The organism is Enterobacter cloacae complex sp. 302F9, from assembly GCF_050030335.1.
In the GTDB taxonomy this organism is placed as follows: Bacteria; Pseudomonadota; Gammaproteobacteria; order Enterobacterales; family Enterobacteriaceae; genus Enterobacter; species Enterobacter hormaechei_C.
This window is the reverse complement of record NZ_JBLGUC010000001.1, coordinates 3,467,775-3,490,117: the sequence shown is the minus strand read 5'-3', so window position 1 is coordinate 3,490,117 and position 22,343 is coordinate 3,467,775. Positions and strand designations below refer to the sequence as shown.

General features: G+C 57.0%; 23 protein-coding genes. 15 read left to right on the top strand and 8 right to left on the bottom strand.

Annotation, left to right across the window (positions count from 1 at the left end; genetic code table 11):
• Nucleotides 1-74: 74 nt before the first annotated feature.
• Nucleotides 75-1,265: an NO-inducible flavohemoprotein gene (hmpA, locus tag ACQG0T_RS16840; RefSeq protein WP_023295160.1), complete on the bottom strand. Its 1,191-nt coding sequence runs from the start codon at nucleotides 1,263-1,265 to the stop codon at nucleotides 75-77.
• A gap of 304 nt (nucleotides 1,266-1,569) precedes the next feature.
• Between hmpA and glyA the strand changes: the two genes are divergently transcribed.
• The gene (gene glyA / locus ACQG0T_RS16835) at nucleotides 1,570-2,823 is read left to right on the top strand and encodes a serine hydroxymethyltransferase (protein ID WP_003860678.1); all 1,254 of its coding nucleotides are present in this window, start codon (nucleotides 1,570-1,572) and stop codon (nucleotides 2,821-2,823) included.
• Between the two features lie 53 nt (nucleotides 2,824-2,876).
• Here the strand turns inward: glyA and ACQG0T_RS16830 are convergent, their stop codons facing one another.
• Nucleotides 2,877-3,299 carry a DoxX family protein gene (locus tag ACQG0T_RS16830; protein WP_015572152.1) on the bottom strand — a complete coding sequence of 141 codons (423 nt, stop codon included), beginning with the start codon at nucleotides 3,297-3,299 and terminating at the stop codon, nucleotides 2,877-2,879.
• A 172-nt stretch (nucleotides 3,300-3,471) separates the two neighbouring features.
• On the opposite strand from ACQG0T_RS16830, the gene ACQG0T_RS16825 reads away from it, so the two are divergent.
• A complete protein-coding gene (locus ACQG0T_RS16825) occupies nucleotides 3,472-4,611 on the top strand; it encodes a 3-phenylpropionate MFS transporter (RefSeq protein WP_017692912.1) in 1,140 nt (379 codons plus the stop codon).
• Here ACQG0T_RS16825 and csiE read toward each other — a convergent pair whose 3' ends face one another.
• Entirely contained in the window at nucleotides 4,612-5,889 is a 1,278-nt protein-coding gene (gene csiE, locus ACQG0T_RS16820) for a stationary phase inducible protein CsiE (RefSeq protein WP_062933308.1), read from the bottom strand.
• Nucleotides 5,890-6,014: 125 nt separating this feature from the next.
• Between csiE and ACQG0T_RS16815 the strand changes: the two genes are divergently transcribed.
• Both ACQG0T_RS16815 and ACQG0T_RS16810 read left to right on the top strand, forming a co-directional pair.
• A complete protein-coding gene (locus ACQG0T_RS16815; RefSeq protein WP_047732561.1) occupies nucleotides 6,015-6,653 on the top strand; it encodes a DUF1007 family protein in 639 nt (212 codons plus the stop codon).
• Entirely contained in the window at nucleotides 6,644-7,624 is a 981-nt protein-coding gene (locus tag ACQG0T_RS16810; RefSeq protein WP_252051250.1) for a nickel/cobalt transporter, read from the top strand. Before ACQG0T_RS16815 ends, ACQG0T_RS16810 begins: the two co-directional genes overlap by 10 nt.
• Before the next feature lie 61 nt (nucleotides 7,625-7,685).
• Here the strand turns inward: ACQG0T_RS16810 and suhB are convergent, their stop codons facing one another.
• Nucleotides 7,686-8,489 carry an inositol-1-monophosphatase gene (gene suhB / locus ACQG0T_RS16805; protein WP_003860668.1) on the bottom strand — a complete coding sequence of 268 codons (804 nt, stop codon included), beginning with the start codon at nucleotides 8,487-8,489 and terminating at the stop codon, nucleotides 7,686-7,688.
• A 132-nt stretch (nucleotides 8,490-8,621) separates the two neighbouring features.
• Between suhB and trmJ the strand changes: the two genes are divergently transcribed.
• The 11 genes from trmJ (at nucleotide 8,622) to sseB (ending at nucleotide 17,417) form a co-directional block, all read left to right on the top strand.
• Nucleotides 8,622-9,347, top strand: coding sequence for a tRNA (cytosine(32)/uridine(32)-2'-O)-methyltransferase TrmJ (trmJ, locus tag ACQG0T_RS16800; protein ID WP_015572157.1), 726 nt, complete (start codon nucleotides 8,622-8,624; stop codon nucleotides 9,345-9,347).
• Nucleotides 9,348-9,581: 234 nt separating this feature from the next.
• The gene (iscR, locus tag ACQG0T_RS16795) at nucleotides 9,582-10,073 is read left to right on the top strand and encodes a Fe-S cluster assembly transcriptional regulator IscR (protein WP_015572158.1); all 492 of its coding nucleotides are present in this window, start codon (nucleotides 9,582-9,584) and stop codon (nucleotides 10,071-10,073) included.
• 119 nt (nucleotides 10,074-10,192) lie between these two features.
• Nucleotides 10,193-11,407 carry a cysteine desulfurase gene (iscS, locus tag ACQG0T_RS16790; protein WP_003860663.1) on the top strand — a complete coding sequence of 405 codons (1,215 nt, stop codon included), beginning with the start codon at nucleotides 10,193-10,195 and terminating at the stop codon, nucleotides 11,405-11,407.
• A 24-nt stretch (nucleotides 11,408-11,431) separates the two neighbouring features.
• A complete protein-coding gene (gene iscU, locus ACQG0T_RS16785; RefSeq protein WP_003860661.1) occupies nucleotides 11,432-11,818 on the top strand; it encodes a Fe-S cluster assembly scaffold IscU in 387 nt (128 codons plus the stop codon).
• Nucleotides 11,819-11,831: 13 nt separating this feature from the next.
• A complete protein-coding gene (iscA, locus tag ACQG0T_RS16780) occupies nucleotides 11,832-12,155 on the top strand; it encodes an iron-sulfur cluster assembly protein IscA (RefSeq protein WP_003860659.1) in 324 nt (107 codons plus the stop codon).
• Nucleotides 12,156-12,231: 76 nt separating this feature from the next.
• Entirely contained in the window at nucleotides 12,232-12,747 is a 516-nt protein-coding gene (gene hscB / locus ACQG0T_RS16775; RefSeq protein ID WP_003860657.1) for a co-chaperone HscB, read from the top strand.
• A gap of 14 nt (nucleotides 12,748-12,761) precedes the next feature.
• Nucleotides 12,762-14,612, top strand: a complete 1,851-nt coding sequence (hscA, locus tag ACQG0T_RS16770) for a Fe-S protein assembly chaperone HscA (RefSeq protein WP_064489617.1) — start codon at nucleotides 12,762-12,764, stop codon at nucleotides 14,610-14,612.
• 1 nt (nucleotide 14,613) lies between these two features.
• Complete coding sequence (gene fdx / locus ACQG0T_RS16765; RefSeq protein WP_003860652.1) at nucleotides 14,614-14,949, top strand: ISC system 2Fe-2S type ferredoxin; 336 nt, start codon at nucleotides 14,614-14,616, stop codon at nucleotides 14,947-14,949.
• 1 nt (nucleotide 14,950) lies between these two features.
• Complete coding sequence (gene iscX, locus ACQG0T_RS16760) at nucleotides 14,951-15,151, top strand: Fe-S cluster assembly protein IscX (protein WP_003860650.1); 201 nt, start codon at nucleotides 14,951-14,953, stop codon at nucleotides 15,149-15,151.
• Nucleotides 15,152-15,212: 61 nt separating this feature from the next.
• A complete protein-coding gene (pepB, locus tag ACQG0T_RS16755; RefSeq protein WP_039270192.1) occupies nucleotides 15,213-16,499 on the top strand; it encodes an aminopeptidase PepB in 1,287 nt (428 codons plus the stop codon).
• Nucleotides 16,500-16,640: 141 nt separating this feature from the next.
• Entirely contained in the window at nucleotides 16,641-17,417 is a 777-nt protein-coding gene (sseB, locus tag ACQG0T_RS16750) for an enhanced serine sensitivity protein SseB (protein ID WP_023325069.1), read from the top strand.
• Nucleotides 17,418-17,434: 17 nt separating this feature from the next.
• On the opposite strand, the gene ACQG0T_RS16745 is transcribed toward sseB, so the two are convergent.
• From ACQG0T_RS16745 to ACQG0T_RS16730, 4 genes are all read right to left on the bottom strand, one after another.
• Entirely contained in the window at nucleotides 17,435-18,205 is a 771-nt protein-coding gene (locus tag ACQG0T_RS16745; protein ID WP_271040389.1) for a MurR/RpiR family transcriptional regulator, read from the bottom strand.
• On the bottom strand, nucleotides 18,205-19,050 hold the full coding sequence (gene sseA, locus ACQG0T_RS16740) for a 3-mercaptopyruvate sulfurtransferase (protein ID WP_017383536.1): 846 nt from the start codon (nucleotides 19,048-19,050) through the stop codon (nucleotides 18,205-18,207). Before sseA ends, ACQG0T_RS16745 begins: the two co-directional genes overlap by 1 nt.
• 89 nt (nucleotides 19,051-19,139) lie before the next feature.
• The gene (locus ACQG0T_RS16735) at nucleotides 19,140-20,507 is read right to left on the bottom strand and encodes a 6-phospho-alpha-glucosidase (protein WP_271040388.1); all 1,368 of its coding nucleotides are present in this window, start codon (nucleotides 20,505-20,507) and stop codon (nucleotides 19,140-19,142) included.
• A gap of 12 nt (nucleotides 20,508-20,519) precedes the next feature.
• Nucleotides 20,520-22,064 (bottom strand): PTS transporter subunit EIIC, encoded by a 1,545-nt coding sequence (locus ACQG0T_RS16730; protein ID WP_047365245.1) that lies wholly within the window; start codon nucleotides 22,062-22,064, stop codon nucleotides 20,520-20,522.
• Between the last annotated feature and the right edge of the window lie 279 nt (nucleotides 22,065-22,343).

The following is a 22,343-nucleotide window of genomic DNA, read 5'->3' as shown; positions in this document are numbered from 1 at the left end:
TGCCGGGTGGCGCTGCGCGTACCCGGCCTAAAAAACCCTTCGTAGGCCCGTGCAAGCGCAGCGCCGCCGGGCGATTACAGCACTTTATGCGGGCCGAAACATTCGTAATGAATGTTGTCTTTATTCACGCCCAGGTCTACCAGCTGCTTCGCGGCATACTGCATAAACGCTACTGGCCCACAAACGTAGAACTGCATCCCCGGTGCGCTGAACGCCCCTTCATGCTGCCCTAAATTCATCAGGCCTTCGCTGTCGAAACGAGCCGCTGCGCGGTCTGCCTCCGTCGGCAGGCGATACCAGGTATGCGCGGTGAAACGCGGCAGGGTCGCTCCGAGCGCTTTGACTTCATCCGCAAAGGCGTGCACATCACCGTTCTCCGCCGCGTGGAACCAGTTAACCTGCGCGCTGTGGTTTGCTTTCGCCAGCGTATCCAGCATCGCCAGCATAGGCGTCTGACCCACGCCTGCGGAGATCAGCGTCACCGGGGTATTCGTATCAACGGCCATAAAGAAATCGCCCGCCGGTGCCGCCAGATGGACCACGTCGCCCACGCTGGCTTCGTTATGCAGCCAGTTGGATACCTGACCGCCTTCCTCACGTTTAACCGCAATGCGATAGCCTTTGCCGTCTGGCTTGCGGGTCAGGGAGTACTGGCGAATCTCCTGGTGCGGGAAGCCTTCAGGCTTCAGCCAGACGCCCAGATACTGGCCCGGCTGGTAATCGGCAACCGGCTGACCGTCCACTGGCTCAAACTCAAAGCTGGTGATCAGTGCGCTGCGCGGGGTTTTCTCAACGATGCGGAAGGCGCGCGTGCCTTCCCAGCCGCCATTCTTGCTGGCGTTTTCGCTGTAGATCTGCGCTTCACGGTTGATGAATACGTTTGCCAGTACGCCATAGGCCTTACCCCAGGCATCCAGTACTTCCTGTCCCGGGCTGAACATTTCGTCCAGGGTTGCCAGCAGATGACTGCCGACGATGTTGTACTGCTCAGGTTTGATCTGGAAGCTGGTGTGCTTCTGGGCGATTTTTTCCACCGCAGGCAGCAGAGCCGCCAGGTTTTCGATGTTGCTGGCATAGGCGGCAATAGCGTTAAACAGCGCTTCGCGCTGATCGCCGTTACGCTGGTTGCTCATGTTGAAAATCTCTTTGAGCTCCGGGTTATGCGCGAACATGCGATCGTAGAAATGGGCGGTCAGTTTAGGACCCGTTTCAACCAGCAGGGGGATTGTGGCTTTCACGGTAGCGATGGTTTGGGCGTCGAGCATAGCAGCTTCCTTCTGATGTTACTTTAATGATGTATTTTATATGCATCTTATAAAAATACCCCTGCAATGTAAATGGTTCTTTGCATCGTGAAAAATATGCATCACAAAGCTGAAAAGAAATCCGTTGAAAATGGCGAGAGCTTTATTGCTCAAACCCTTGCGTGGCGTGGAGGTAAACGTTTGCGTAAAATCGTTTGTCAAGACCTGTTATCGCAGAACTATTCAGTTATACTGTTGCCCGTCGTCCAACAGGACTGCCTTTTCAGGCCAAAAATTTACTTGTTAGCTGAGTCAGGAGATGCGGATGTTAAAGCGTGAAATGAACATTGCCGATTATGATGCCGAACTGTGGCAGGCTATGGAGCAGGAAAAAGTACGTCAGGAAGAGCACATCGAACTGATCGCCTCCGAAAACTACACCAGCCCGCGCGTAATGCAGGCGCAGGGTTCTCAGCTGACCAACAAATATGCTGAAGGTTATCCGGGCAAGCGCTACTACGGCGGTTGCGAATACGTTGATATCGTTGAGCAGCTGGCGATTGACCGTGCGAAAGAACTCTTTGGCGCTGACTACGCGAACGTCCAGCCGCACTCTGGCTCTCAGGCTAACTTCGCTGTTTACACCGCGCTGTTGCAGCCGGGCGATACTGTTCTGGGTATGAACCTGGCGCAGGGCGGCCACCTGACTCACGGCTCCCCGGTTAACTTCTCTGGCAAACTGTACAACATCATCCCTTACGGTATTGATGAGTCCGGTAAAATTGACTATGAAGACATGGCGAAGCAGGCCAAAGAGCACAAGCCGAAGATGATCATCGGTGGCTTCTCTGCTTACTCCGGCATCGTTGACTGGGCAAAAATGCGTGAAATCGCTGACAGCATCGGTGCGTACCTGTTCGTCGACATGGCGCACGTTGCCGGTCTGATTGCGGCAGGCGTTTACCCGAACCCGGTTCCACATGCGCACGTTGTGACCACCACTACCCACAAAACCCTGGCGGGTCCACGCGGTGGTCTGATCCTGGCGAAAGGCGGTGACGAAGAGCTGTACAAAAAGCTGAACTCCGCCGTGTTCCCAAGCGCCCAGGGCGGCCCGCTGATGCACGTTATTGCCGCGAAAGCCGTCGCGCTGAAAGAAGCGATGGAGCCAGAGTTCAAGGTTTATCAGCAGCAGGTTGCTAAAAACGCCAAAGCGATGGTGGAAGTGTTCCTGAACCGTGGCTACAAAGTGGTCTCTGGCGGGACTGAAAACCACCTGTTCCTGCTGGACCTGGTTGATAAGAACCTGACCGGTAAAGAAGCTGACGCAGCCCTCGGTCGCGCCAACATTACCGTCAACAAAAACAGCGTGCCAAACGATCCGAAGAGCCCGTTCGTGACTTCCGGTATCCGTATCGGTTCTCCGGCCGTAACTCGCCGTGGCTTTAAAGAAGCGGAAGTGAAAGAGCTGGCGGGCTGGATGTGTGACGTTCTGGACAACATCAATGACGACGCGGTTATCGAGCGCGTTAAAGGTAAAGTTCTGGACATCTGCGCACGCTTCCCGGTGTACGCATAATTCTCTGCGTCGCAGAACTGAAAAAGGCCGCTCATACGGCCTTTTTTTATGGGCTAACGTCGGTCGAGGGAGATGGCCCCCGGCCCGGTAATCGCCAGCAAAATAAAGCCGCCAGCGATACTTACATTTTTGTAGAAGTTAATCATATTTGGCAGAACCGCATCGCCCGTCATATCCCAGTAGTGGTGACCAATCACCGCCGTTCCCAGCGTATAGAAGACAAAGATCACCGCGAGGGGGCGGGTGAAAAAGCCCAGCACAATCAGAATCGCGGCGGGGACTTCCATCACCACCGCAACAATGGCGGCCAGCATGGGCATGGGGGCGCCGAGCGACGTCATATACTGAACGGTGCCGCTAAACCCCGTCAGCTTGGGATAACCGAAAATAATAAACAGGACCACAATAGCAATGCGGGCAATTAAAAGCAGGAAAGAACGAGAGGAGCCGAAATCGAAATAACGTAAGTTGTTCATGGCAAACGACCTCTTCAGGCGATGTTCTTTAAACGTAATACAATTTTGCCGCTCTCGCCATACGCCGACCGGCTGTCCATGATGTTAATTTATCGTTAATTTATAGTGCGCTAACGACTTGCTAAAGTCAGGGATTAACGCCAGACTATCGCCTCCATTTCGGGAGGGATTCATGGTCTTGCATTCCACGCGCTGGCTGGCGCTCAGCTATTTCACCTATTTCTTTAGTTACGGTATTTTTTTGCCTTTCTGGAGCGTCTGGCTCAAGGGAATTGGTCTGACGCCTGAGACCATTGGCATCCTGCTGGGCGCGGGGCTGGTGGCACGTTTCCTGGGTAGCCTGCTGATTGCGCCCCGCGTCAGCGATCCCTCCTTACTGATTAAAGCGGTGCGAATTCTGGCCCTGCTGACGCTGGTCTTTGCGGCCTGCTTCTGGGTCAGCCATCAGTTTGCCTGGCTGATGGTGGTAATGGTTGGCTTTAATCTGTTCTTCTCCCCGCTGGTGCCGCTGACGGATGCCCTGGCGAACACCTGGCAAAAGCAGATCATCATGGACTATGGCCGGGTGCGCCTGTGGGGATCGATTGCCTTCGTGATCGGCTCTGCGCTGGTCGGGAAACTGGTCAGCCTCTATGACTATCGTGCCATTCTGGCGCTGTTAACGCTCGGCATCGCCTCGATGCTGCTCGGTATGTTGCTGCGTCCGTCGGTAATGCCGCAGGGCGAAAGCCGCCATCAGGAGAGCGCCGGCTGGCCCGCCTGGCGCTCGCTGGTGGCGCAAAGCTGGCGTTTCCTGGCCTGCGTCTGTCTGCTCCAGGGGGCACATGCGGCCTATTACGGCTTCAGCGCCATCTACTGGCAGGGGGCGGGCTACTCGGCTTCTGCGGTAGGCTACCTGTGGTCGCTCGGCGTGGTGGCGGAGGTCATTATCTTCGCGCTGAGCCAAAAACTTTTCCGTCGTTTCGGGGCGCGTGACCTGCTGCTGCTTTCCGCCGTGTGCGGCGTGGTGCGCTGGGGCATCATGGGGTGGACGACGGAGCTGCCGTGGCTGATTGTGGCGCAAATTCTGCACTGCGGAACCTTCACCGTGTGCCATCTGGCGGCGATGCGCTACATCGCGGCGCGAGAAGGTGGGGACGTTATTCGTCTTCAGGCGGTCTATTCAGCGGTGGCGATGGGCGGCAGTATTGCGGTGATGACCGTATTTGCCGGTTTCCTCTATCAGCACCTGGGGCACGGTGTGTTCTGGGTGATGGCGCTGGTCGCTTTACCGGCCATCGTCATCCGCCCAAAGGTGGCTGCTCGCTCGTAACTATGATTCGAGCATAACGCGAATATGTTCCTGCTGCTGCGTGTTCAGGGTCTCAACGGCATGAATGAGCGGCGGCGAGAACAGCGGCAGGGCGGTTGGATAAGGCGTAATGACCAGCGCCGCCTCGCGGGGGGCGCCCTCCTTCTTAAACGCCTCCAGGCTAAGATAACGAATATTGAGCGGCAGCAGCGTCAGCTCGCGAAGCTGCTGCTCAATTAACGCTTCACAGGCTTTATCTTCCCCCGTTAACAGGACCACCTGTTTTTCATGCAGGTCGGTCTCCTGCATCAGCCAGGCACCAAAAATCACCGCCACCAGCGCCATCTCTTCACCGGAGAATCGCAGACCAAATTCGGCTTCCAGCTCAAACAGCGCCTCTTTAGTGGTGCGCAGCAGCCGGGGATATAAACGGTGGATCTCTTCCGGCAGACTGTTGTCGATGCCGATGTCAAATAAGGAGCGGTCCAGCGCCTGAGCCAGATGGATATAAAGCTGATCGGTCAGCCCTTGCTCATCGCTGAAGTTCATCCCGGTTTGCGCCCGGAAGCGGGCAATCATACGCACGATGGCGCGACGCAGGCGCTGATCCTGCTGGTGTTTATCCATCACCGGGTCGGGTGTGCGAAGCATCATAAACAGCAGCGCCAGGAACAGCTGTTCATCGCTGTGCGTTCCCTGCGGGACGCGCCGTTTCCAGTGGCGGACAATTTCCTGCGCCGTAAAGTATTCCCCTCGGGACTGCGTCCAGCTGCGCTGAACGGGCGAAAACTCCGGCGTATTGCCCAGATGATGCTGAATCAGACAATATTGCAGATAAAGCTGTAAAAACTGTACGTCGCGGGACTCAAACTGGCGCTGAAGCTTGCGCGCACAAAAGTTGATAAGTGCCCGAAGGTTCGCATCGTCGTAAAGCGGACGGGCAATGCCGTGCTGTTTAAGCGCGGTTTTTAAGGCAGGGGTAAACTGTTGGGCGACAAAGTGTGGACACAGCCGAAGCGCCCTGCGCAGCCAGTGCAGCAGGCACAAACGTTGATTCAGGGCGGACCCCTCAATTCGGTAGCAGCCATCATGGTGCGTGACGATATCAAGCCGATGATAGCGCTGGATTTCATCGCGCGTCTCGGCTATATCTTGCCGTGCCATGACGTCGTCCACGCCGTTGGCAGCGATTATGCTCTGTGCGGTGACGGCAGCATCGGGCAGGTAAAGCATCAAAAGCACCTGGCAGCGGCGCTGCGAACTGGAAAGCACAGATGGAATTTCAAGCGTAGTCATCATCTGTCGGGTATCCAGTGTGAATGTTTGATAAGAATAGCTAAAGGATGGGCGCTGAAAAGCGCACCGGCAGGCCTTTCACTCAGGATTGCTGGCGAACATCACAGAATTTTTGACGTGAGGAACAGATGCAAATAGTTAAACAAAGCGCGGTAGCGTTATTTTTGGCGGTTTTCACTTTCGCCGCCGGCGCACATCCTCACAGTTTTATCAGCCTGAAAACCGAACTGGTGACGGACGGCACGCAGCTCAGTGGCCTGAAGATGCGCTGGACGATGGATGAAATCACCTCCGCCGACCTGCTGTACGATGCCGGAAACGCAAAGCCCGGCGATGAGATCTGGAAAAAGCTGGCGGCGGAAGTGATGGCCAACGTGCTGGGTCAGCACTACTTCACCGAGTTCTGGCACAACGGACAAAAGGTGAAATTTCTCAACCGTCCCACGGAGTACGGCATGACCCGCGACGGTCATCAGGCGGTGCTGACCTTTATCCTTCCGCTGGCGCACCCTCAGCCGCTGGCCGGGCAGAAGTACAGGTTTTCCACGTTTGACCCAACCTACTATGTCGATATGCATTACGCCCAGGACAGCGACGTGCAGCTGCCGGAAAATTTGCAAAAAATCTGCAAAATTGCCGTGCACACCCCGAAACCCAGCGAAGAGATGCTGAACTTTGCCGTTTCTCTTGATAAAGAGGATGCGCCCCCCGAAGACATGGAGTTAGGTAAACAGTTTGCGCAGGAGGTGACGTTACAATGTCAGTGATCTCCTCTCTCGTCAGTAAGCCGCGTCGCTGGCTGCACCTCTGGCCTCTGGCGCTCTTTTTGTTGTTTGCGGTTGGCGGCGCGCTCTGGCTGTGGCAGGCATGGCCGCAGGTGATGGTGAAAAGCATCCTCTGGCAGCGGGAAGTTAATCAGCAGATGAGCGGTCTGCTGAAAGCCGTGGCGGAAAATCCGACCAAAGCGGGCGGCGCTCTTCTGGCGTTCAGCTTCATCTATGGCGTGCTGCATGCCCTGGGACCGGGACACGGCAAAATCGTTATCACGACCTGGCTTGCCACGCATCCGTCGAAGCTGAAATCGAGTATCGGCCTGACGCTGGCGTCCTCTTTACTTCAGGGCGGTGTGGCGATTGCGCTGGTCGTGGTCGTCCTTTCGCTGCTACAGCTGCCGGCCCGCCAGCTGCATATGAGCAGCTTCTGGCTGGAGAAGGGGAGTTACGCGCTGGTAGGCGTGCTGGGGCTGATCCTCTGCTGGCGGGCGCTGAAAAAATTGCGCGCGTTACTGCAAAAACCAAAATTCAAAGCCTTTACGCCACATCACGTTCACCATGAAAACTGCGGGTGCGGGCATCAGCATCTGCCGACGCAGGAACAATTACAGAACGGTGAGGACTGGCGTGCGCGCCTGATGATTGTTCTCTCAATGGGGATGCGTCCGTGCTCGGGTGCGATCATGGTTCTGCTGTTCAGTAAGGTTATTGGCGTGTTTGGCTGGGGCATGCTGTCCGCGCTGGCGATGGCGGCAGGAACGTCTCTCACCATTTCGTCTTTAGCGTTGCTGGTACACAGCTTCCGTCAGCTGGCGGTCAAACTCAGCGGCAATAAAACGCCGGTATTGTGGCGACAGGTTGGCTGGACAACGCTTGCGCTGGCGGGCGGGGTGATTCTGCTGGTGGCTGCGGTTACGATGTGGATGAGCGCGGTGCCGGTGGGAAGGGGGTTGCGGCCTTTCTAGCCGTATCTGAGGCGTGTTGTAAGCCCGGTAAACGTAGCGCCACCGGGCTTAACAGACTGAATTAACGCTTCAGCGCATCGCTCAGTTCATCACGCATGTTTGCCAGCATGGCTTTAACAACGCGCGGGTTACCTGCAACGATGTTGCCGGTAGACATATAGTTATGGCCGCCGGTGAAGTCGCAAACAATCGCGCCAGCTTCACGAGCGATCAGCTCGCCCGCCGCAAAGTCCCACGGCTTCAGTGACAGCTCAAAGTAACCGTCAACGCGGCCGGTCGCCACGTAGGCCAGATCCAGTGCAGCAGAGCCGGTGCGACGGAAGTCCGCGCATTCGGTGAACAGCTTGCCCAGGATATTCATATAAGTGGTTGCGTGCTGCTTCGCCTTGAACGGGAAGCCGGTCGCCAGAATCGTGCCGTCCAGATCGCGTGCATTGCTGCAACGCAGACGGTAGCCGTTCAGCTGCGCGCCCTGACCGCGGGTTGCGGTGAACAGTTCGTTACGCATTGGATCGTAAACAACGGCGACTTCAGTACGGCCTTTGATGCGTACTGCGATAGACACAGAGAAGTGTGGCAGGCGTTTGACGAAGTTGGTGGTGCCATCCAGTGGATCGATAACCCATTGAACATCCTGATCGGTACCTTCATGTTCACCGCTTTCTTCGGTGATGATGGTGTGCTGCGGGTAAGATTTGCGAATCGTTTCGATAATAATCGCTTCTGCGGCTTTATCGACGTTCGTCACGAAATCATTGCTGCCTTTCTGGCTGGTTTCTACGGAGTCTGGGGTTTCGTAGTGTTTGGCAATTACATTACCCGCCTTGCGCGCTGCGCGCACGGCGATGGTCAGCATCGGATGCATCGGTCTCTCTCACTGGATGTTAAAGAACAGGAAAATCGGCGCAGAGTATAGCAGCGGGATCGGATTATGTCTCTCGTTTATGATAATATGCCCGAATATTCTTCAGACACTGAATCCAGACATTTAAAAATTATGCTGCAAAACATTCGAATCGTGCTGGTCGAAACATCGCACACCGGCAACATGGGCTCTGTGGCCCGCGCTATGAAAACCATGGGCTTAACGAACCTGTGGCTGGTGAATCCGCTGGTGAAACCAGACTCTCAGGCTATTGCTCTGGCGGCCGGCGCCAGCGACGTGATCGGGAATGCGCAGATCGTGGACACCCTGGATGAAGCCCTGGCCGGTTGCAGCCTGGTGGTGGGGACAAGCGCGCGCTCCCGTACGCTGCCCTGGCCGATGCTGGACCCGCGCGAATGCGGCCTGAAAAGCATCTCAGAAGCGGAACAGGCGCCGGTTGCGCTGGTGTTTGGCCGTGAACGTGTTGGCCTGACCAACGAGGAATTACAGAAGTGCCACTATCACGTGGCGATTGCCGCCAACCCGGAATACAGCTCGCTGAATCTGGCGATGGCGGTGCAGGTTATTGCCTACGAAGTGCGCATGGCATGGCTGGCGACGCAGGAGAAACCGGTCGAACCTAAAGAAGAGACGGCCTACCCGCTGGTGGACGACCTCGAGCGCTTCTACGGTCATCTGGAGCAGACGCTGCTCTCAACCGGCTTTATCCGTGAAGGCCACCCGGGCCAGGTGATGAACAAGCTGCGCCGTATGTTCACCCGCGCGCGTCCGGAAAGCCAGGAGCTGAACATCCTGCGCGGGATTCTGGCGTCGATTGAGCAGAAGAATAAGGAATAGTGTCGTCTGTTCGCCGGGTGGCGCTTCGCTTACCCGGCCTACAAAGCCCGTAGGCCCGTGCAAGCGCAGCGCCGCCGGGCAAAATACGGCACAGAAGGTTAAATACCTGACTAAAACAGTCAAGTAAATAGTTGACCAATTTAGTCAGGAATGTCAGACTTGGCCCTGCTATGCAATACCCCCATTTTACAATAAAAAACCCCGGGCAGGGGCGAGTTTGAGGTTAAGTAAGACATGAGACTGACATCTAAAGGGCGTTATGCCGTGACCGCGATGCTGGACGTTGCGCTCAACTCCGAAGCGGGCCCGGTTCCGTTGGCTGATATTTCTGAACGACAAGGGATCTCCCTCTCTTACCTGGAACAGCTGTTCTCCAGACTGCGTAAAAATGGACTGGTGTCCAGCGTTCGTGGCCCGGGCGGCGGTTATCTGCTGGGTAAAGACGCAGGCAGTATTGCGGTTGGCGAAGTGATTAGCGCCGTTGACGAATCCGTCGACGCGACCCGTTGCCAGGGTAAAGGCGGCTGCCAGGGCGGCGATAAGTGCCTGACCCACGCGCTGTGGCGCGATCTGAGCGACCGTCTGACCGGCTTCCTGAACAACATCACCCTGGGTGAACTGGTGAATAACCAGGAAGTTCTGGACGTGTCGGGTCGTCAGCAAAGCCATGAATCACAGCGCAGCACCCGTTCGCAGGACGCTATCGACGTTAAACTGCGCGCGTAATAAAAAGATAAGTATTTCAGAATCAGGCCGGGGCGTTAGCTCGCCCCGTGTACTCGGTCGTACATCCAGCCGGTTGCCTGATTCCTTGCATTGAAGCGATGTACGGAGTTTATAGAGCAATGAAATTACCGATTTATCTCGATTACTCCGCAACCACGCCGGTGGACCCGCGTGTTGCCGAGAAAATGATGCAGTGTCTGACCCTGGACGGAAACTTTGGTAACCCAGCTTCCCGTTCTCACCGTTTTGGCTGGCATGCTGAAGAGGCGGTTGATATCGCCCGTAATCAGATTGCTGACCTGGTCGGTGCCGACCCGCGTGAAATTGTTTTCACCTCCGGCGCGACCGAATCCGACAACCTGGCGATCAAAGGTGCTGCCAACTTTTATCAGAAAAAAGGCAAGCACATCATCACCAGCAAAACCGAACACAAAGCCGTGCTGGACACCTGCCGTCAGCTGGAGCGTGAAGGGTTCGAAGTGACTTACCTGGCGCCGCAGAGCAACGGGATCATCGACCTGAAAGAGCTCGAAGCGGCCATGCGTGATGACACCATTCTGGTTTCCATCATGCACGTTAACAACGAAATCGGCGTTGTGCAGGACATCGCAACCATCGGCGAAATGTGCCGTGCGCGCGGCATCATCTACCACGTGGATGCGACCCAGAGCGTGGGCAAACTGCCTATCGACCTGAGCCAGCTGAAAGTGGACCTGATGTCCTTCTCCGGTCACAAAATCTATGGTCCGAAAGGTATCGGCGCGCTGTACGTTCGTCGTAAGCCACGTATCCGCATCGAAGCACAGATGCACGGCGGTGGTCACGAGCGCGGCATGCGTTCCGGTACGCTGCCTGTTCACCAGATCGTGGGCATGGGCGAAGCGTATCGCATCGCGAAAGAAGAGATGGAAACCGAGATGGCACGCCTGCGTACGCTGCGTAACCGTCTGTGGGACGGCGTGAAAGATATGGAAGAAGTGTATCTGAACGGCGATCTCGAGCAGGGCGCGCCAAACATCCTCAACGTCAGCTTCAACTATGTTGAAGGTGAATCGCTGATCATGGCCCTGAAAGACCTGGCGGTTTCTTCCGGTTCTGCCTGTACGTCTGCAAGCCTGGAGCCATCCTACGTGCTGCGCGCGCTGGGTATGACTGACGAGCTGGCACACAGCTCTATCCGTTTCTCTTTAGGTCGTTTTACTACCGAAGAAGAGATTGACTACACCATCAAACTGGTTCGTAACTCCATTGGCCGTCTGCGCGACCTTTCTCCACTGTGGGAAATGTTCAAGCAGGGCGTGGATCTGAACAGCATTGAATGGTCACATCACTAATCGGTACATAAGGAGAATTCAATCATGGCATACAGCGAAAAAGTTATCGATCATTACGAGAACCCGCGCAACGTTGGCTCTTTTGACAACAGCGATGAATCTGTCGGTAGCGGCATGGTCGGTGCACCGGCATGTGGCGACGTGATGAAGTTGCAGATTAAAGTCAACAATGAAGGTATCATTGAAGACGCGCGCTTCAAGACCTACGGCTGCGGTTCTGCTATCGCTTCCAGCTCCCTGGTCACCGAATGGGTGAAGGGCAAGTCTCTGGACGAAGCACAGGCAATCAAGAACACGGATATTGCTGAAGAACTCGAACTGCCGCCGGTGAAAATTCACTGCTCAATTCTGGCAGAAGACGCGATCAAAGCCGCCATTGCGGATTACAAAAGCAAACGTGAAGCAAAATAATTGAGGTTTGAGTATGTCGATTACCCTTAGCGACAGCGCTGCCGCGCGAGTAAGCTCTTTTCTGGCGAACCGTGGTAAAGGCTTTGGCCTGCGACTGGGCGTACGTACCTCCGGCTGTTCTGGTATGGCTTACGTACTGGAGTTTGTTGACGAACCGGCGTCTGATGACACCGTGTTTGAAGACAAGGGCGTGAAGGTGGTGGTCGATGGCAAAAGCCTGCAATTCCTCAACGGCACTCAGCTGGACTTCGTAAAAGAAGGCCTGAACGAAGGGTTCAAATTCACGAATCCGAACGTCAAAGACGAGTGTGGTTGCGGCGAAAGCTTCCACGTTTAACCGCGCGTCATCCGAAACCCCACCGTGGCTTTGCTACGCGTGGGGTTTGTTCTAACAGGCTACCCCTGAGATTGTTATGGATTACTTCACTCTCTTCGGACTACCCGCTCAATACCCGATCGATCTCCAGGCGCTGACGGTCCGTTTTCAGGATCTCCAACGTCAGTACCATCCGGATAAATTCGCCAGCGGGACGCAGGCAGAGCAGCTGGCTGCGGTGTCACACTCCGCAACCATCAACCAGGCCTGGCAAACGCTGCGTCATCCGCTGGCGCGTGCAGAATATCTGCTCTCGCTCCACGGTTTCGATCTGGCGAGCGAACAGCATACCGTGCGCGACACCGCCTTTCTGATGGAACAGCTGGAGCTGCGCGAAGAGCTGGATGAAATTGAACAGGCTAAAGACGAAGCGCGCCTGGAAAGCTTTATCACGCGCGTAAAGGGCATGTTCGATACCCGCCATCAGCAGATGGTGGAGCAACTGAACAACGAGACCTGGGACGTGGCGGCAGACACTGTGCGCAAACTCCGTTTTCTCGATAAACTGCGAAGCAGTGCTGAACAACTCGAAGAAAAGCTGCTCGATTTTTAATTTCGGAAGCAATTATGGCCTTATTACAAATTAGTGAGCCTGGCTTAAGCGCCGCACCGCACCAGCGTCGTCTGGCGGTCGGTATTGATCTGGGCACCACCAATTCTCTCGTGGCGACCGTGCGTAGCGGCCAGGCGGAAACGCTGGCTGACGAGCAGGGGCGCCATCTGCTGCCTTCCGTGGTCCACTACCAGCAGCAGGGTCACGCGGTCGGGTTTGATGCCCGCACCAACGCCGCGCGCGATCCGGCCAACACCATCAGCTCGGTTAAGCGCATGATGGGCCGCTCGCTGGCTGATATCCAGACCCGTTACCCGCATCTGCCGTATCAGCTACAGGCCAGCGAAAACGGCCTGCCGATGATCGCGACGTCTGCCGGTCTGCTGAACCCGATTCGCGTTTCCGCTGACATCCTCAAAGCGCTGGCGGCGCGCGCCACGGCGACGCTTGGCGGCGATCTGGACGGCGTGGTAATCACCGTTCCGGCCTACTTCGACGATGCACAGCGTCAGGGCACCAAAGACGCCGCGCGTCTGGCGGGCCTGCATGTGCTGCGTCTGCTGAACGAACCGACGGCGGCGGCCATTGCCTACGGCCTCGATTCCGGTCAGGAAGGGGTGATTGCGGTTTACGATCTCGGCGGCGGGACGTTTGATATCTCAATCCTGCGCCTGAGCCGCGGCGTGTTCGAAGTGCTGGCGACCGGCGGGGATTCCGCGCTCGGCGGCGATGACTTCGACCATCTGCTGGCAGACTACATCCGCGAGCAGGCGGGCATAAGCGATCGCAGCGATGCGCGCGTACAGCGTGAACTGCTGGATGCGGCCATCGACGCCAAAATCGCCCTGAGCGACGCGCAGTCGGTCACGGTTAACGTTGCGGGCTGGCAGGGTGAGATCACCCGCAATCAGTTCAGCGAACTGATTGCGCCTCTGGTTAAGCGTACCCTGCTGGCCTGCCGTCGCGCATTGAAAGATGCGGGCGTGGAGGCCAGCGAGGTGCTGGAAGTGGTCATGGTTGGCGGCTCAACCCGCGTGCCGCTGGTGCGCGAGCGCGTGGGCGAATTCTTTGGCCGCACGCCGCTGACCTCTATCGACCCGGACAAAGTAGTTGCCGTGGGCGCCGCTATCCAGGCCGATATCCTGGTCGGCAACAAGCCGGACAGCGAAATGCTGCTGCTGGACGTCATCCCGCTGTCGCTGGGGTTAGAAACCATGGGCGGCCTGGTGGAGAAAGTCATTCCGCGTAACACCACCATTCCGGTGGCGCGCGCGCAGGAGTTCACCACCTTCAAAGACGGCCAGACCGCGATGTCCATTCACGTGATGCAGGGCGAACGCGAGCTGGTGCAGGACTGCCGCTCTCTGGCGCGCTTTGCGCTGCGCGGCATTCCGGCGCTGCCGGCGGGCGGGGCGCATATTCGCGTCACTTTCCAGGTGGATGCGGACGGCCTGCTGAGCGTCACGGCGATGGAAAAATCCACCGGCGTGGAATCGTCCATCCAGGTGAAGCCGTCCTACGGCCTGACCGATGGCGAAATCGCCTCCATGATTCAGGACTCAATGAGCTACGCCGAGCAGGATGTGAAGGCGCGTATGCTGGCCGAACAAAAAGTGGAAGCCGCACGCGTGCTGGAAAGCCTGAACGGCGCACTCGCTGCCGATGCCGCGCTGTTAAGCGCCGCTGAGCGCCAGATGATTGACGACGCTGCCGCGCGCTTAAGCGCAGTCGCCGAAGGCAATGACGCTGACGCAATAGAAGAAGCCATTAAAAACGTTGATAAACAAACCCAGGACTTCGCTGCTCGCCGCATGGACAAATCTGTCCGCGTCGCGCTGAAAGGCCAGTCCGTGGACGAGGTTTAATATGCCAAAGATTGTAATTTTGCCTCATGCGGACCTCTGTCCGGATGGCGCTGTTCTGGAAGCGAAGACCGGTGAAACCATTCTCGATGTAGCCCTGCGTGCAGGTATCGAAGTGGAACACGCCTGTGAAAAATCCTGTGCCTGCACAACGTGCCACTGCATCGTGCGTGAAGGTTTCGACTCGCTTGCAGAGAGCACCGAAGACGAAGACGACATGCTGGACAAAGCATGGGGTCTGGAGCCCGACAGCCGCTTAAGCTGCCAGGCCGCGGTGACCGATGAAGATCTGGTCGTAGAGTTCCCACGTTACACCATCAACCACGCACGCGAGCATTGATATGGGACTGAAGTGGACAGACAGCCGTGAAATCGGCGAGGCGCTCTACGACGCGAACCCGGATCTCGATCCGAAGACCGTACGATTCACCGATATGCATCAGTGGATTTGCGATCTGGAAGATTTTGACGACGATCCAAACGCATCCAATGAAAAAATTCTGGAGGCGATTCTGTTAGTCTGGTTAGATGAAGCAGAATAGATAACATAAACGGGCTGCCTTCAGGCGGCCCGTTTGCTAGTTGCTAATAAGGATAAATAAAATGACCGAAGCGATGAAGATTACGCTCTCCACGCAGCCAGCCGACTCACGCTGGGGCGAAAAAGCCACCTACAGCATCAACAACGACGGTATTACCCTGCACCTGACGGGCAATGATGATTTGGGCCTGATCCAGCGCGCCGCGCGTAAAATTGACGGCCTTGGCATTAAGCATGTGTCGCTGGAAGGCGAAGGCTGGGACACCGACCGCAGCTGGGCGTTCTGGGCAGGCTACAAAGGCCCGAAAGGCACCCGCAAAATCGAGTGGGCGAACCTCGACGAAGCCAGTCAGAAAGAGCTGGAAAGCCGCCTGCAAATTATCGACTGGGTGCGCGACACCATCAACGCCCCGGCGGAAGAGTTAGGCCCTGAGCAGCTGGCGCAGCGCGCCGTCGACCTGCTGTGCGGCGTGGCGGGCGACAAGATGTCTTACCGCATCACCAAAGGTGAAGACCTGCGCGAGCAGAACTACATGGGCATCCACACCGTGGGCCGTGGCTCCGAGCGTCCTCCGGTCCTGCTGGCGCTGGATTACAACCCAACCGGCGATAAAGAAGCGCCGGTCTTTGCCTGTCTGGTCGGAAAAGGCATCACTTTCGACACCGGCGGCTACAGCCTGAAGCAGAGCGCGTTCATGGACTCCATGAAGTCCGACATGGGCGGTGCGGCCACCATCACCGGCGCGCTGGCGTTCGCCATCACCCGTGGCCTGAACAAGCGCGTGAAGCTCTACCTGTGCTGCGCGGACAACATGGTGAGCGGCAACGCCTTCAAGCTGGGCGACATCATTCGCTACCGCAACGGTAAAAACGTTGAGGTGATGAACACCGACGCCGAAGGCCGTCTGGTGCTGGCCGATGGCCTGATCGACGCCTCTGCGCAGAAGCCGGAGCTGATTATCGACATGGCAACCCTGACCGGCGCGGCGAAAACGGCGCTGGGTAACGACTATCACGCCCTGTTCAGCTTCGACGACAAGCTGGCCGATCGCCTGCTGGCCAGCGCGGCGGCGGAAAACGAACCGTTCTGGCGTCTGCCGCTGGCCGAGTTCCACCGCAGCCAGCTGCCGTCCAACTTCGCCGAGCTGAACAACACCGCGAACGCAGCGTACCCGGCGGGGGCAAGCACCGCAGCAGGCTTCCTGTCTCACTTCGTTGAGAACTACCATGAAGGCTGGCTGCACATTGACTGCTCCGCAACCTACCGTAAAGCGGCGGTTGAGCAGTGGTCTGCGGGTGCGACCGGTCTGGGCGTGCGTACCGTGGCGAACCTGCTGACGGCTGAGTGATCTTTTTTGCCGGGTAGCGCTACGCTTACGCGCGCCTTCGGAGTCATCATATTGCCCGGCGGCGCTGCGCTTGCACGGGCCTACGGTTTTGTAGGCCGGGTAAGCGAAGCGCCACCCGGCGTTTTTTGAAGTAGCCAAACTATGTCAGAAACCAAAAACGAATTAGAAACCCTGCTGGAGCAGGCGGCGACCGAACCCGCCCACCGTCCGGCCTTTTTCCGCACGCTGCTGGAATCCACCGTCTGGGTGCCGGGCACCGCGGCGGAAGGGGAGCAGGTTGTCGAAGACAGCGCGCTGGATCTGCTGCACTGGGAGAAAGACGACGGCACCTCGGTGATCCCGTTCTTTACTTCGCTCGAGGCCTTGCAGGAAGCGGTAGAAGACGAACAGGCGTTCGTGGTGATGCCGGTGCGCACGTTGTTCGAAATGACCCTGGGGCAGACGCTGTTCCTCAACGCCAAACTGCCGACCGGGAAAGAGTTTACTCCGCGCGAAATCAGCCACCTGATTGGTGACGAGGGCAACCCGCTCAGCACTCAGGAGGTGCTGGAAGGGGGCGAAACGCTGCTGCTGTCTGAAGTGGCCGAGCCGCCCGCGCAGATGATTGACTCCCTGACCACGCTGTTTAAAACCATCAAGCCGGTAAAACGCGCGTTTCTCTGCTCCATCAAAGAGAGCGCTGACGAAAAGCCTGTTCTGCTGATAGGGATTGAGGCCGACGGCGATATCGACGAGATCATCCAGGCAGCGGGAAGCGTGGCAACCGACACCCTGCCGGGCGATGAGCCGATTGATATCTGTCAGGTGAAGAAAGGTGAGAAGGGGATCAGCCACTTTATTACCGAGCACATCACCCCGTTCTACGAGCGTCGCTGGGGCGGCTTCCTGCGCGATCTCAAGACCAACCGCATTATCTGATTACGGCGGGGTGACCTTCACCCCGTTGCTTCCAGCAGCAGTAAATCCATCAGCAGCACCAGATTCGACTCAAACGACGTTACCCCTGCGGCTTCGGCGGCGAAATGTACCGCTTCGTCATAGAGGGCAAAATGCACGTCCGCCATGCCTGCCAGCGTATTGGCCGACGCGCGGGTAAAGGCGACGATCGTCATGCCGACGTTTTTGGCGATCCGCGCTTTATCCAGTACCTGCTCCGTTTCGCCGCTGCGTGAAACGGCAATAAACACCTGATAGCGCGCGGTGTTGCTGAGAAAAATATTCCGGCTGTCTCCCGGCCCGGAGATGAACGCCGTTTTTCCCAGCACCTGCAACTTCTTGGTCAGGTACTCGGCAAAAAGGTACGAAAACCCGGCGCCGTAGAGAAAGAAGCTCTCTTTCTGGCGCAGCAGGCTGGCAAACTGCTGGCGTTTGTCCTGAGTGACCCACTGGAAGGTCTGCTGATAGTTGGCAACGAACCGGGTAAAAAGCGCGGGCATTTCCGCATGTTGCTCAGGCTGTACGGTGATATGCGGCGTGTCAGAAAGCAGCTGCTTGCAGTGCCAGATAAACTCGCTAAAGCCGCTAAACCCCAGCTTCTGACACAGCCGCATAATCGTCGCGGTAGAGACAAATGTCGCCTGCGCCAGCTCGCGCACCGTGATGTTGCCCACCAGCAATGGATGCTCAGTGAGGTGGGCGAGGACGCGATACTCCGCGCGGGTCAGCGACGATCCGCGCGTTAACAGCGTTGCCAGGCGGTTATCCATTATTTCGCCGGTTCAACCGGCAGATCGTCCCGTGCACCCCATTCACTCCAGGCGCCGTCATACAGAGTCACGTCATTCGCGCCAAGGGTTGCCAGCGCCAGGATCACCACGCAGGCCGTCACGCCGGAGCCGCAGCTGGCAATAACCGGACGATGCAAATCCACGCCCTGACGTTCAAAAATGGCACGCAATTCATCGGTGGTTTTCAGCTCGCCTTCAAACACCAGATCGCCCCACGGTACGTTCAGCGCCCCCGGGATATGTCCGCGTTTCAGTCCCGGACGCGGCTCGTCCGCTTCTGCGTTGAAACGTGGAGCGGGACGCGCATCGACGATTTGCGCCGTGTTTTCGTGGCTCACGACCAGCACGTCGGTCAGGCGCTTGACCACGTTAGCGTCAAACGTGGCATCAAATTCCCCTTCCGGCAGCGTGACGTCACCCTGCTGAAGCGGTAGTTCGTCGCGCTTCCAGCCTGCAAGTCCGCCCGCCAGAATCGATACCTTTTCCACGCCGAAGTTTTTCAGCATCCACCACGCTCGCGGCGCGGAAAACAGATTACCTTCATCGTAAACAACAAGATGTTTATCTTTGCTGATGCCCAGCTCGCGCATCGCCACGGAAAACGCTTCCGGGCGAGGCAGCATGTGCGGCAGGGGAGAGGTGTGATCGGAGAGGGCTTCGATATCAAAAAATACCGCGCCAGGCAGGTGCCCTGCACGGTATTCAGCGGGAACGTCACGATGCTCCTGGCCCGGAGGGGCCATGCGCGCGTCGATAATCTGAACTTCCGGGTCGTCGCCGTGCTCAATCAGCCAGTCGGCAGCGACAAAATATGAGGTGGACATGGTTGCCTCCATTCTTTTCCGTAAAAAAGGATTGTCGGTGTTTTTTCTGACACCGACAAGCTAACCACGTTCAACTCGCGAGCAATCCCCTATTTTTTCACCGCTTCACCGTCCAGCCAGGCCTTTTGCAGCGCAGGCCAGTAGTCGCGGTTGGCTTCGATCATCTCATCCAGAATCGCTTTCGCGTGCTCCATGGTCGGCACGGTGCGGTTCAGAGTGAACGCCTGCAACGCTTTCTCGTAGCTGCCTTCGATGGTTGCCTCAACCAGCAGCTGTTCAGAGGCCAGTTGCTGTTGCAGGAGCGTCTGGTGGAACAGCGGTACCTGACCCACGCGGACAGGCTCCGGCCCTTCGGAGGTGATATAGGCAGGCACTTCCACCACCGCATCGTACGGCAGGTTGGTAATCGCCCCGCGGTTTTCCACCATCACCAGATGGCGTTGGCGCAGGTTGAACGCCAGTGAGCAGGCGACATCGACGATAAATTCGCCGTGAACACCTACGTGGAAGGCGTCCGGTAAAATTCCGGTGCGCTGGTACTCTTCGGCGGCGGCAAACAGCTTTTTCTCACGCCCGTTCATCACTTCGTTGGCGCGGGTATAGTCCGGGTTCTGATGCTCCACAATCTGGTTTGGCATCAGGTAGTACTGTAGATACGGGTTCGGCAGGTACTCCGGGAAGTTATCCATAATCGGCTTGATGTTGCGCCAGGTTTTCACCCACGACGGATCCGAGTGCTGCGGGTCGGTTTTCGCGGCATCTTCCGTCAGCAGGCCAAACTTCGCGATATGTTTACGCAGCTCCGGCAGCTTGTCCTCGCCGTCCACCCGCACGCGGGTAAACCAGCCGAAGTGGTTGAGGCCAAAATAGTCCACCTCCAGTTTATGACGATCCACGCCCAGAATGGCGCCCATATTGCGCATCGCGGCAACCGGCATATCGCAGATATTCAGCACGCGTGCGTTGGGGCGCAGGCGACGCACGCCCTCAGCGACAATCGCCGCCGGGTTGGAGTAGTTCACGATCCACGCCTTTTCGTGCGCGTAGCGTTCCACCCGATCGATCAGCTCTACCATCGGCAGGATAGTACGCAGGCCATATGCCAGCCCGCCGGGTCCGCAGGTTTCCTGGCCGACCACCCCGTGGCAAAGCGGGATCTTTTCATCCTGCTCGCGCATTTTGTACTGTCCGACGCGCATCTGGGCAAAAACAAAATGCGCGCCGCTGAAGGCCACTTCCGGATCGCTGGTGACGGTGAATTTGATGCTCTGGCTGTGGTCGCGAATAACCTTCTCCACCACGGGCGCAATGGTGTTCTGGCGCGCCTCGTCAATGTCATACAGGCGGATCTCTGCCAGAGGGAAATCGTGCAGACGTACCATCAGGCTTTTCACAATACCTGGCGTGTAGGTGCTACCGCCGCCGGCAATCGACAGAATAAATGGGGGTGTAAACATCTTTAGCTCCTTTCAGAGAAACGTCTCAACGGCTTCTCGCATTTTTTTGACATGCAGCCCGTAGACCACCTGAACGTTGTTACCTTGTTTGATAATCCCTTTCGCGCCGGTCGCTTTCAGGCGCGGTTCGTCGATGATGGCGACGTCCTTCACCGTGACGCGTAAGCGGGTGTAGCAGTTATCTACCACCTCTATGTTTTCCCGACCGCCCAGACCCACCACGATGGATTCGCCCAGCCCGTCGTTATTGCCCTTCGCCTGGTACTCCTGCTTGCTGTAAAGGCGTGTCTCCTGGTCCTCATCTTCACGCCCCGGCGTTTTCATGTTGAAGCGCAGGATCAGGAAGCGGAATACCACGAAATAAAGGGCGAACATGATCAGCCCGACCATGATGTACATGGGCCAGTTGGACTTCTCCGTGCCGAGCGGCAGGTTGTAGAGGATGAAATCGATAATCCCGTTGGCGCCGATGGCGTGAACGCCAAACAGCGAGAACAGCATCATGCCGATGCCGGTCAGCACCGCATGCACCACGAACAGCAGCGGGGCGACGAACAGGAAGGAGAATTCAATCGGCTCGGTTACGCCGACCAGCAGCGAGGTCAGCGCCGCCGGGATCAGAATCGCTTTCGCAATCGCTTTACGCTCTGGCTTCGCGGTCATGTACATCGCCAGCGCGGCGGCAGGAAGGCCGAACATCTTGCTGATGCCGCGCGCATCCCACACCACGGTACTGCTGAGCTGCTTCACGTCCGGGCAGGCCATCTCGGCGAAGTAGATATTGCGCGCGCCCTGATAGGTTGCGCCACACACCTCCTGCGTACCGCCCAGTTCGGTATACAGGAACGGCGTATAGACCAGATGATGCAGGCCCGTCGGCACCAGAATGCGTTCAAGGAAACCGTAGATCGCCACGCCAAACGGACCGGACCCTTTGATCGCCAGCGCCAGAGCGCTTATTCCATGCTGTGCGTACGGCCAGAGTTCGCTCATGACCACGCCGAGCAGCATAGAGACAGGCAGCATCACAATCGCGACAAAGCAGTGGCCGGAGTAAATCGCCATCGCGCCGTTAAACTGGACACCGGAATATTTGTTGTACAGATAACCGGAGAGCGCCCCGGTCAGGATCCCGGCGAAAACGCCCATCTCCAGCACCTGGACGCCCAGCACCATGCTTTGTCCGGCGGCTTTCATCTGTTCCGCAGGGGCCAGTTCTCCCTGAAGCTGTAACGTCACGTTCATCGCGTTAATGAATACGATAAAGGTCACCAGCCCAATCAACGCCGCGTAGCCTTTGTCTCGTGTTGCCAGTCCAATGGGGATCCCGACGGCAAACACCAGCGCCAGGTTGACCAGCACCGACACGGCAGATTTGGCGATCAGCTGGCCGACACTCTGGATCAGCGGGTGGCCGAGAAACGGCAGGTACTCGGCCAGATTGCCGTTACCCAGCACATTCCCGAAGGCGATAAACAGGCCGACGATGGGTAAGATAAGTACAGGTCCGTACAATGATTTTCCGAAATTTTGTAGGGCGTTCACGGCTCGTTTCATGGCTTTCTCTCTTATTGAACCGCGCACTCGGGGTGCGTCATGGTCATAAAACTAGCAGGCCTGATGCGAGCTTATCCAGCTATCTTCTTGTTTTAAAAACAAATGACGCGAAAGGTAACATGTTACGTTATGCGCTGTGATCGACGTTCCATCACGGTGTGGCTGCGTGATGCCATTCTGCGAGGTGCTTTCCAGATTATAAAATTGGACTTTTTGTATTAACGAAACTTGCGGATAATACTTATCCGGACGATGACCAACAGGCCCCTCAGGCCAGGG